The organism is Streptomyces sp. JK94 (assembly GCF_053613315.1).
This window is the reverse complement of the sequence record NZ_JBSICH010000013.1, coordinates 1-9675: the sequence shown is the minus strand read 5'-3', so window position 1 is coordinate 9675 and position 9675 is coordinate 1. Positions and strand designations below refer to the sequence as shown.

Below are 9675 nucleotides of genomic sequence, written 5' to 3'. Positions count from 1 at the left end.
TCCGGCCTGCCGGGCGTCACCGGTCCGCCAGACAGCCGTCGACCACGCGCCAGAGGTCGGCGGGGGTGGCGAAGCTGGCCGGGACGAGGGCGCCGTCGGGGAACTCGATGCCGTAGGCGTCCTCCAGTCGAGCGGAGAGGCCGACCATGCCGAGGGAGTCCAGGCCGTGTGCGGGCAACGGGAGGTCGGCGCGCAGCGGAGCGGTCGGGGGGTAATCGGTGAGTGCGGCCCTGACCAGCTTCTCGTAGGTCTCGTCCCAGTTCGTCGCCACGGTACGCCTCGTCCTTCGTCGTCGCCGGGGTGGTGCCGGTGTGCCGGGAAAGGGCGTGCGGGCCCGGTCGGAGAATTCCGGCGCGGGGATGCTAGCGATTTATTTTCCGCCACCGCAAGGGCGTCCGGGTAATTTTTCGGCGTGCGCAATGTTGAGCAGAATTGCGGCCCGTAAAGAGTGGACCATGCGGGGTCTTTATTTTTTTCCAGGCCCCGGGATTCGAGCGTTCGGCGGCGCCCGCCGGCACAGGAGGACGGTACGCATGCCGCAGCGTGTGCTGATCGCCGGTACGTCACCGCTCCTCGCGGCCCGGCTGGCCGCGCGCTGCCTGGTGGCCACGGACGCCGCCGGCCCCGAGGTGGTCCTGCTGTCCGCCGTCCGGTCCGGCCCCGGGGCGCCGGCACCGGGGCGGCGGGAGCTGGCCGAGTACGTGACGCGGTGCGACACCGGGGACGGGGTGCCGGACGCCCGCGGCGCGGGGCGGCTGACCGTGGTCTGCGCCGAACCGGACGCCGTGGCCGCCGAGCTGACGGCCTGGACCGCGGAGCGGGTGTGGTGCGTGGTGCCGGGCTGGGACCGGTCGCCGGCCCGCGGGGCCCGCGCGGACGCCGCGCTGACCGGCTCGCTGCTCGCCGCGCTGCCCGCCCTCGGGGCCCGCGGCTATGTGCACGTGGGCCCGGACACGACGCCGGACGACGGCTCGGCGCACGCGTCGTACCGGGACCTGGAACGGCTGGCGGTGGAGGCGTGTCTGAACGCCGGGGTCTCCTGGCGGGTGCTGCGCACGGCGCCGGTGGTGGATGCCGGGGCGCCGGGGCTGGGCGAGTGCCCGCCGGGTGCGCACCGGCTGCTGTGGGCGCTGCACTCGGTGCGGGCCGAGGTCGAGGACCGGGTGCCGGACTGGTTCGAGCGGCATCCGCTGCGGGTGGCCGATACGGCGGGCCTCGGCCTGCCCCTGCTCACCGCCGGGCAGGCCGCCGACGGACTCTGGCGGGCCGGCGGCGCCGGCGACCTGCCCGACGGCTTCGCGACGGTGCCCCGGCCCGCCCCGGTCCCGCTGGCCGACGTGCTCGCCCGGGCCGGCGCGGTGTACGGCGTCGACGTCCGCCGGGTACCGGACCGCGACACCTTTGACGCCGCCGACCGCCTCCTGGACCTGCGCCTGACCGACGTACGCCACCAGGCGGTACGCCTGCGGGCCGCGGACGCCGCCACGACGCCCGCGGCCCCGCGCGAGTCGCAGCCGGGCGGGGCGGGGGCCGGCTCGGCGGCGAGTGCCCCGGCCGCCCTTTCCCCCGCCGGGCAGTGGGAGGTGTTCGGGGCGGTGCGGGCCTCTCAGGCGTCCTCGGACGAAGTGCGGGACACGGGGCTGCGGCGGCGGGACGTGGAGGTGGCCGGGCGGCCGCTCACGCTGTTCGAGGGCGGGTCCGGCGATGGGCCGCCCCTGCTGGTGCTGAACGCGCTCGGGCAGGGCCCGGGCTTCCTGACCCGGCTCTGCGCGCACCTGACCCCGCACCACCGCGTCGTCACCTGGCAGGTCCGCGGCACCGAGCGGACGGACCCGGCCTGGGGAACCCGGCACCAGCTCGACGACATCGACGCGGTGCTGGGGGCCGTCGGGGCCGGGCACGCCCATCTGCTCGGCTGGTGCACCGGCGCCAAGATCGCCACGGCCTTCCAGCAGCACCGCCCCGACGCCGTCACCTCCCTGGTGTTCCTGAACGCCACGTTCCGGCAGGACGGCCGCTGGGACGGCATGGACACCAAGTACGAGGCCGACCTCGCGGCGGTCTGCCGCGCGCTGGACCGCAGGCCCGACCGGGCGGCCCGGATGCTGGACCTGCTGGCTCCGGGCGTGGCGGGCGGCAAGGGCGGCCCCGGCGCCCGGGACGCGGGGGTGCTCGGGGTGCTGAGCGGGGCGCTCGCCGACGAGGTGCGGCGGCCCTTCCGGGACGCCGAGGTGCTCGTGCGCTACGCCCGGCAGCTCGTCGACCTCTGGCGGCTGGACTCGGCGGCGCAGGCGCACCGGGTGACCGTGCCGGCGCTGTTCGTCTGCTCCGAGTTCGACGGCATCTCCTCACCCGCCCGGGCTCGCGAGGCCGCCCGGTGCTTCCCGCACGCGCAGTACGCGGAGCTGGCCGTCGCCGGCCACTACGCGCCGCACGACCGCCCCGCCCTGGTGGCGGAGCTGATCACGGAGTTCGTCCGCGCGCCGCACGAGGTCGCCGATCTCGTGCGGCACGCGGAGATCACCTGGCACATCGACACGGAAGGAACTGCGCGGTGAGCGAGGCCAAGGCCTTCGACCGGGTCGCGGACGACTACGACCGGATGCGGGGCGGAATGGAACGCGGCAGGCAGGCCGCGGCACAACTGGCGGAGGACCTGGCCCCGGGCCCGGTGCTGGAGGTGGGCGTCGGTACGGGCGTCGTGGCGGCCGGGCTGGCCGAGCTGGGCCACGAGGTGCACGGCGTCGACGTCTCGCCGGCGATGCTGGCGCGGGCCGCCGAACGGCTCCCGGGGCGGGTCTCCGTCGGGGACGCCCGGGCGCTGCCGTTCCCCGCCGGCAGTTTCGACAACGTGGTGTTCACGCACGTCCTGCATCTCGTCGGGGACATGCCCCAGGCGTTGCGCGAGACGGCGCGGGTGCTGCGTCCCGGCGGGCGGCTGCTCGCGGTGCACGGGGATCCCGCCGCCGACCCGGACGAGCTGGTCGCCGTACTGGACCGGCTGGCGGTGCTCCAGCCGCCGCGCCCCGACACGCCCGAGCGGCTCGACGCGGCGGCGCGGGCGGTGGGGCTGGAGCGGCTGCGGCACGAGTTCGCCCCGGACTACGAGCGCGCCACGTCCCCCCGGCAGCTCCTGGAGAGCCTGGAGCGCCGGATGCCGCCGTACCTGTGGGACGTCGACGACGCGACCTGGGCGCGGGTGGTGGAGCCGGCGCTGGCGGACCTGCGCGCTCTGCCCGACCCGGACCGCCCCCGCGTACAGCAGTGGCGCGTGCACCGCAGTGTGTACGTCAGGAGCTGAGGGGCCGCGTCCGGGTCTGGTCCCCGGCCGGACCGCCGGGGCCACCACCCGCCTCGCACACGGGCCGGGAGGACGGGGCGACTGGGCCCGTCGTCCCGGCCCGTGCCGTTCGGCTCGGCGCGGCGGCGGCCCAGCGCGGTGAACCCGGTGTGCGTCAGCGCCGCGGGCCTCGGCGCCGCGGGCCTCGGCGCCGCGGGCCTCAGCGCGATATGAGTTCGAACGCGATCGCCGGGCGGCCGCCGAACCGCGCCCCCATCGCCTGGGCCAGGCCCAGCAACGGGCCGCGGACGTCGGTGACGGGCGGCCGCATGGCCGCCAGGTAGCTGGCGTGGGCCTCCAGCGAGGCCACCGCCTGGTCGATGTGGTCGGTGACGTCCACGGCGTGTGTCGGCCGGGGCGAGTTGGAGATCGCCACGTACCGGACGCCCTGCCAGGGGCCGGGACCCACCTCGGGGAAGATCCAGCGGTTGGCCGCGTCACCGACCGCGTCGAGCAGCGCACGGCCCGTGTTGCGGTGGTCCGGCGAGTTCCAGCGGCCCGTCGAGGTGTGGTCGTGGTGGCAGAAGCCGATGACCAGCTCGGGGCGGTGCCGGCGGATCGCGGCGGCGAACTCGCGGCGCAGCTCGGCGGAGTACTCGATACGACCGTCGGGATGGTCGAGGAACTCCACCCCGGCCGCCCCCACCACGGTCGCGCTGGCCCGCTGCTCCGCCTCGCGGACCTCGACGGCCTTCTCCGGTGCCATCGAGTCGATGCCGGCCTCGCCCCGGCTGGCCACCAGATAGGTGACCGACTTCCCGGCCGCGGTCCAGCGCGCCACGGCGCCCGCGGCACCGAATTCCATGTCGTCGGGGTGCGCTACCACAGCAAGGGCACGGGTCCAGTCCTCGGGCATTTCCTGGAATTCATCGCTCATGACCCGAAGATAACAGCGCTCTTTCTCATCCCGGTACCCCGAAATCCTTTTCTCCGGTCCGCTCAATAGTGAGCAGAGCCGACGGCGCCGAAGAGCGAGAATTCGGCTGACCCCCGTCGGCAGTCCGGCCACCGGTTCGCCGAGGTACCGCGAGCGAGAGGACAGCACATGCAGTCGACCAGCACCTTGACCTGGGATCCGTGGCAGCCGGCTCCCTACGAGCAGACGGAGGGCGCTCCGCTGCTGCTGCGCGGCGAGGTGGCCAACCACTACCGGGGGACCGTCGAGGGCGAGGGCGTCCAGCAGGTCCTCATCGCCCTGTCCCCCGGCGGCTCCAGTGTGTTCACGGCGCTGGAGCGGGTGACGGGCCGGGTCGGCGACCGCAGCGGCAGCTTCGTCCTCCAGGTCACCGGCACCACCGGCGGCGGCACCGCCAAGGCCACCCTGGAGGTGCTGGAGGGCTCCGGAACGGACGGTCTGACCGGACTACGCGGTACCGGGACCTACTTCTGCGACAACCCGGGCCCGGACGGTCATGCGACGATCGAGTTGGATCACTCCTTCGAGTAGTCCCGGCGATCCGCGTGCACCCGGACCGATGAGTGCCTAGGCTCGCGAACTTCGGAGGTGCACGTGGAAGTCGCACGCCGAGATGCTCATCGTCCCGAGAGAGGAAATTTTTCATCATGTCCCCCATTGGGCAACTGGCAGCAGTCACCCTCGACGCGCCGGACCCGAAGGCCCTGGCCGAGTTCTACAGCGCCGTCACCGGCTGGCAGACGCTCTTCGCCAGCGAGGACTTCGCCTACATCGGCACGCCGGACGGTTCCAGCCGCATCGGTTTCCAGCGGGTGGAGAGCCTGAAGAAGCCCTCCTGGCCCGGTGACGACAAGCAGATGCACCTCGACTTCAGCGTCGGTGACCTGAACGAGTCGGTGGAGCGGCTGACCGCACTGGGCGCCACCAAGCCGGACCACCAGCCGGGCGGCGAGAAGTGGGTCGTCCTGATCGACCCGGCCGGTCACCCGTTCTGCGTGACCAACATGGCCTGACCCCGGCCCCGCCGGACACGGCGCGAGGAGGCCGCGACACTCGTCCGGGTGCCGCGGCCTCCTCGTTCCCGTTCCCCGCTCCGATCCTCAGTCCCCCCAGTACTGCGGTGTCAGGCAGCCGTCGTGTCCACTGCCCTCCAGCATCAGGCTGTCCCAGCGGCCACCGCCCTGCTCCTTGGACACCCAGTCCTGCATGTACGTGGCACGCGGCGCCGAGGGGTCGGTGCGGGCGTCAATGCCCATCAGCTTGTACATCGTGCCCAGCGATTTCATGTGGATGAGGAAATGCATCCGCTCCATCGTGCCGAACAGCTCCTCGAAGACCAGCGCGGTGGCGTCCCCGCCGGCGTTGAGGTTGGTGTTCTCCGCGACGGTGCGGGCGAACAGGCGCGCCTCGGCCCGGTATTTGTAGCTGAAGTCGACCACCCGGTGCATGATGACGCCGGCGGTGGCCGTGTTGAGGAGCCGCTCGGCGGGGACGGAGGTCTGGTGGTGCGCCGGCCGCACCTCGAACCAGGGCTCGTCCCGGCCGGCGGCCAGCGGGCTCATCGACGGGTCCTGGGCCATCGTCTGGGTGGCGGTGCCGAAGATGCCCCAGCGGTGCGGGAGCATCATGGTCTCGCGCACGCTGCCGGGCACGAACGCGGCCTGCCACGCGTCCGCCTGGTGGTGGGAGACGTGGCCGCCGAGCACCCCGTCCCGGATGTCGCCGGAGCCGCCTATGCGCACCAGCCGCTCGTAGTCCTCCAGGGAACGGAAGTGGATCAGCCAGTGCAGCCGGTCCTTGACGCCGAAGGTCTCCTCGTAGACGAAGACGGTGGCGAGGTCCGGGTGCTTGGTGTTGACGAACTCGGCCGCCTCACGGGCCAGCCGGCGCGCGCTGTCACCCTGCCCGGCGGCGATCTGCGCTACCCGCTCCACGACGACGCCGGCGTTGGCCGAGTGCAGGATCCGGTCCAGGGGCTGCGTGGTCTGGTGCCGGGCGGGCGGGACGAGGGGCGTGCCGCTGTCCGGGGTCATGGGCTCTCCTCAGGTGGGTCAGGGGTGGGTCGGAAGTGGGTCAGGGGTGGGCCGGGGGTGCGGCACGGGCCCGGCATAGGCGGCCAGGCGCTCATCGAGCACCCGCGCCGCCCCGGTCATCAGCAGCTCGGCGATGCGTTCGACGTGCCGTTCCCGCCAGGGCTCCAGGGCGGTACCAGCGACGCAGCGGTTGAAGGCGCCGGCCGCGGGCCCGCAGTGCACCTGGTAGTTGGCGCGCTCGGCGGGGTCGCCGTCCTGGGCGGCCCGGTTGGTGCGGGCGAAGTAGGACTTGAACAGCAGCGCCATCAGGTGCCGGGGGTCACGCTCGGCCCGCTCGACCTCGTGGGCGCGTCCGGTGTCCCGGTAGTGGGCGCGGGTCCGCTGCCACACCTGGTCCAGCGGGGCGCGCAGGCAGTCGCGTTCCAGCCAGGTGCGGGTGGCCGCGTCCAGGTCGTCCAGGCCGGAGTGGCCGCGGTAGAGCTGGTACAGCTTATTGGCGCGGGCCGCGAAGAGGGTGCCCTTGCGGACCACCTGGACACGGGAGCCGAGTTCGAAGAGGTCTCCGGCGGGCGCGTACGCGGTGTCCTGGACGTCCAGGGCGGCCAGCAGGTCCTTCACGGCGTCCGAGGTGCCCGCCTGCGGTGAGCACTGGTTGACCGAGCCGGTGACCACGAAGTCGGCACCGAGTACGAAGGCCGCCGCAACCGCCTCGGGGGTGCCCAGCCCGCCGCAGGCCCCCACCCGCAGGCGGCGGGCGTAGCCGTGCGCCGCCGTCTGCCGCTCGGCGAGCGCGGCCGTCGTCGGCACCAGGGCCAGGCTGACCCCGCCGTCGGTGTGACCGGCCGAGTCTCCCTCGACGCAGATGTCCTGCGCTACCGGCAGCCCGCGTGCCGCGTCGGCCTCGGCCGGGGTCAGCGCGTGCTCGGCAACCAGGCGCCGCAGCAGCTCCTCGGCGGGCGGTGCCATGAAGTGGGCGGCCACCTCGGGGCGCGAGCACTTCGCGACCAGGGTGCGCACGGCGACGGGGGTGCCGTCGGAAGTGCGGTGGGCGCCGGTGAACCGGAAGCGGACGAGGGCCGGGGTGACGGCGGTGAAGGCGGCGGCCTCGACGTGCCGGACGTCGTGTCGCAGCAGCAGGTCGGTCAGGGCGTCCTCGGCGCCGGGGTGGGTCAGGTCGTGCAGGAGGTTCACGCCGTAGCGGCCGTCGAGGCCGGGGGTGCGGGCGAGTTCGGTGAGGGCCTTCTCGACGGTGGCGAGGCCGAGTCCGCCGGCGCCGAAGTAACCGCGCAGACCCGCCCGGCCGAGCCGGGCCACCAGCTCCACGGAGGACACGCCCCGGAACATGCTGCCGGCAAGGTAGGCGTAGTGCACCCCGTGGTCCCGCCGGAACTCCACACTGCCGAGCCGCGCGGCGGCCGGGTCCCCTACGGTCTCCGGCTCGGGGGCGGAAGCGTTCCGCCGTCCGACCGCCGGCCCACGAACAGGCACGGCTTCCGGCACACCAAGGGACACAGTCCCCGCCCCTGTCCCAGTCCCTGCATGTGCCTCCGCCTCCGCCCGCACCGAGTCCCACATCGGCCGCAGCATGGATCGCGGACCGAACTCCCTGACCTCGGTCACGCCCCGCCGCACCAGCTCCCGCAGGGTCTCGTGCCAGCGCACCGGGGCCGCGATCTGCCGGGCCAGCAGGCCGGCCACGCCGTCGGCCGGGTAGGGCCGGCCGGTGACGTTGGCGATCACCGGGATGCGCGGCGGCCGGACGTCGACGGTGGCGAGGAACGCGGCGAAGCGCTCCTGGGCGGGGCGCATGTGCCGGGAGTGGAAGGCGCCGCTGGTGGCCAGCGGGACACAGCGGGCACCCGGGGTCTCCCGTACGGCGGCGCGGACCGCCTTCACGGACGCGGCCGGACCCGACACCACCACCTGGGTGGCGGTGTTGAGGTTGGCCAGGTCGACGTCGGCGAGCCCGCCGCGGTCGAGCAGGGCGCGCACGGCGTCCGGCGCGAGGCCGACGACGGCCAGCATCGCACCGCCGTCCGCCTCGCCCATCAGTTCCCCGCGCCGGCACACGATCCGCAGGCCGGTCTCGAAGTCGAAACAGCCCGCGGCGAGCAGCGCGTTGTACTCACCGAGGCTGTGTCCCGCCAGGACGTCGGGGGCCGGGCCCTCCGCCAGCGCCGCCGCGCAGGCGAGCGCGTTGACGACGTACAGCGCGGGCTGGGTCCACCGGGTGCGGTTCAGCCGGCCGTCGGGGTCGTCCAGGCACAGCGCGCGCACCGACTCGCCGAGGATGCGGTCGGCGGCCGTCTCGTACGCGGGGAAGCGGTCGAAGAGCGCCTCCCCCATGCCGGCGCGCTGCGCCCCCTGGCCGGCGAAGAGCCAGGCCTTCACGCGCCCGTGCGGAGCTGGTACGGCAGCAGCAGGGTGTCCTCGATGGTGCCGGGCACGTAGGACCGGCCCCAGGTGCCGCCGCCCTTGCGCTCGGCAATGAACTGCCGCTCACCCAGCTCCCGGAAGTCGGCGTCCGTGCGCTCCAGTTCGAGCAGTTCCTGGTAGGCGTCGAAGTCTTTGAGGTGGATGAGCCAGTGCAGCCGGTCCATCACGCCGAAGGTCTCCTCGTAGAGGTAGGAGGTGGCGCGGCCGGGCAGCTTGCGGTTGACCTCGTTCTGCCAGGCGAACGCGTACAGCCGGGCCTCCTTGCGGAACTCGTGCGAGGCCTGGCCGGTGCGGTGCAGGGTGAGCAGCGCGTTGGCGGAGTGCAGCAGCTCGGTGTCGGGCTGCCCGGTCTGCAGGCTGGCCGGGTCCACCCAGAGGTCGCCGCTGTCGTGGTCGTCCTCCTCGTGCACAAGCCCGTGCTGCGGGACGAGGATGCGTTCGCTGACGGAGCCCTCGACGACCGCCCGGCCCCAGACGCCGGCGCCGGCGTCGTCGGGCACGTGGTCGCTCTCCAGCATGTCGATCATCTTCTCGTCGTGATCGACCATGTCCAGGCTGATGGCGTAGTCGTTCGGGGTCTTCCAGTGGATCAGCCAGTGCACCCGGTCCTGCTTGCCGAACGCCTCCTCGTAGAAGTAGAAGGAGGCGCCGTTGAGGTCGGACTGGTTCATGTAGGCGATCACGTCGGCGAAGAGCTTGCGGCCCTCGGCGCGGTGCTCATACTTGAGCTGGGCGCTGCGGGCGATGGTGAAGCCCGAGTTGCCGGAGTGCAGCAGCTTGTCGGCGGGCATGGGGCTCTGGGCCGAGGCGGGGCTGATACCGGCCGTGCTCCGGGCTGTCCGCTGGTCCATGAATGGCCGTCCTTCCAGTGCGCGGAGTGCGTGGCTCGGGGGGGGGGGGGGGGAACCCACCAGAAACCACCCAAAAGGGGAACCACCCGGGGTGCGCAA

Annotated in this window: 9 protein-coding genes; 4 read left to right on the top strand and 5 right to left on the bottom strand. The window is 73.5% G+C overall.

Features of this window, described 5'->3' with window-relative positions; all coding sequences use genetic code 11:
* Positions 1 to 16 precede the first annotated feature (16 nt).
* A complete protein-coding gene (locus ACVV2G_RS13100) occupies positions 17 to 271 on the bottom strand; it encodes an acyl carrier protein (RefSeq protein WP_453842853.1) in 255 nt (84 codons plus the stop codon).
* Between the two features lie 262 nt (positions 272 to 533).
* On the opposite strand from ACVV2G_RS13100, the gene ACVV2G_RS13095 reads away from it, so the two are divergent.
* Complete coding sequence (locus ACVV2G_RS13095; protein WP_453842852.1) at positions 534 to 2558, top strand: alpha/beta fold hydrolase; 2025 nt, start codon at positions 534 to 536, stop codon at positions 2556 to 2558.
* Entirely contained in the window at positions 2555 to 3301 is a 747-nt protein-coding gene (locus ACVV2G_RS13090) for a class I SAM-dependent methyltransferase (protein ID WP_453842851.1), read from the top strand. Before ACVV2G_RS13095 ends, ACVV2G_RS13090 begins: the two co-directional genes overlap by 4 nt.
* A 199-nt stretch (positions 3302 to 3500) precedes the next feature.
* Here ACVV2G_RS13090 and ACVV2G_RS13085 read toward each other — a convergent pair whose 3' ends face one another.
* Complete coding sequence (locus ACVV2G_RS13085) at positions 3501 to 4217, bottom strand: PIG-L deacetylase family protein (protein ID WP_453842850.1); 717 nt, start codon at positions 4215 to 4217, stop codon at positions 3501 to 3503.
* 168 nt (positions 4218 to 4385) lie between these two features.
* Between ACVV2G_RS13085 and ACVV2G_RS13080 the strand changes: the two genes are divergently transcribed.
* On the top strand, positions 4386 to 4787 hold the full coding sequence (locus ACVV2G_RS13080) for a DUF3224 domain-containing protein (protein ID WP_453842849.1): 402 nt from the start codon (positions 4386 to 4388) through the stop codon (positions 4785 to 4787).
* A 116-nt stretch (positions 4788 to 4903) separates the two neighbouring features.
* Positions 4904 to 5269 carry a VOC family protein gene (locus ACVV2G_RS13075; protein WP_453842848.1) on the top strand — a complete coding sequence of 122 codons (366 nt, stop codon included), beginning with the start codon at positions 4904 to 4906 and terminating at the stop codon, positions 5267 to 5269.
* A gap of 87 nt (positions 5270 to 5356) precedes the next feature.
* Here ACVV2G_RS13075 and ACVV2G_RS13070 read toward each other — a convergent pair whose 3' ends face one another.
* From ACVV2G_RS13070 to ACVV2G_RS13060, 3 genes are read right to left on the bottom strand one after another with little or no spacing between them, the layout of a single operon-like run.
* Positions 5357 to 6289, bottom strand: a complete 933-nt coding sequence (locus ACVV2G_RS13070) for a DUF6039 family protein (protein WP_453842847.1) — start codon at positions 6287 to 6289, stop codon at positions 5357 to 5359.
* A gap of 18 nt (positions 6290 to 6307) precedes the next feature.
* On the bottom strand, positions 6308 to 8680 hold the full coding sequence (gene fabD, locus ACVV2G_RS13065) for an ACP S-malonyltransferase (protein ID WP_453842846.1): 2373 nt from the start codon (positions 8678 to 8680) through the stop codon (positions 6308 to 6310).
* Positions 8677 to 9576: a DUF6039 family protein gene (locus ACVV2G_RS13060; protein WP_453842845.1), complete on the bottom strand. Its 900-nt coding sequence runs from the start codon at positions 9574 to 9576 to the stop codon at positions 8677 to 8679. Before ACVV2G_RS13060 ends, fabD begins: the two co-directional genes overlap by 4 nt.
* Between the last annotated feature and the right edge of the window lie 99 nt (positions 9577 to 9675).

What these genes read in the sequence shown, in the direction of transcription:
- ACVV2G_RS13095 (WP_453842852.1), top strand. Translation starts at nt 534, where the DNA reads ATGCCGCAGCGTGTGCTGATCGCCGGTACGTCACCGCTCCTCGCGGCC.
- ACVV2G_RS13085 (WP_453842850.1), bottom strand. Translation starts at nt 4,217, where the DNA reads ATGAGCGATGAATTCCAGGAAATGCCCGAGGACTGGACCCGTGCCCTT.
- ACVV2G_RS13080 (WP_453842849.1), top strand. Translation starts at nt 4,386, where the DNA reads ATGCAGTCGACCAGCACCTTGACCTGGGATCCGTGGCAGCCGGCTCCC.
- ACVV2G_RS13075 (WP_453842848.1), top strand. Translation starts at nt 4,904, where the DNA reads ATGTCCCCCATTGGGCAACTGGCAGCAGTCACCCTCGACGCGCCGGAC.
- ACVV2G_RS13070 (WP_453842847.1), bottom strand. Translation starts at nt 6,289, where the DNA reads ATGACCCCGGACAGCGGCACGCCCCTCGTCCCGCCCGCCCGGCACCAG.
- ACVV2G_RS13060 (WP_453842845.1), bottom strand. Translation starts at nt 9,576, where the DNA reads ATGGACCAGCGGACAGCCCGGAGCACGGCCGGTATCAGCCCCGCCTCG.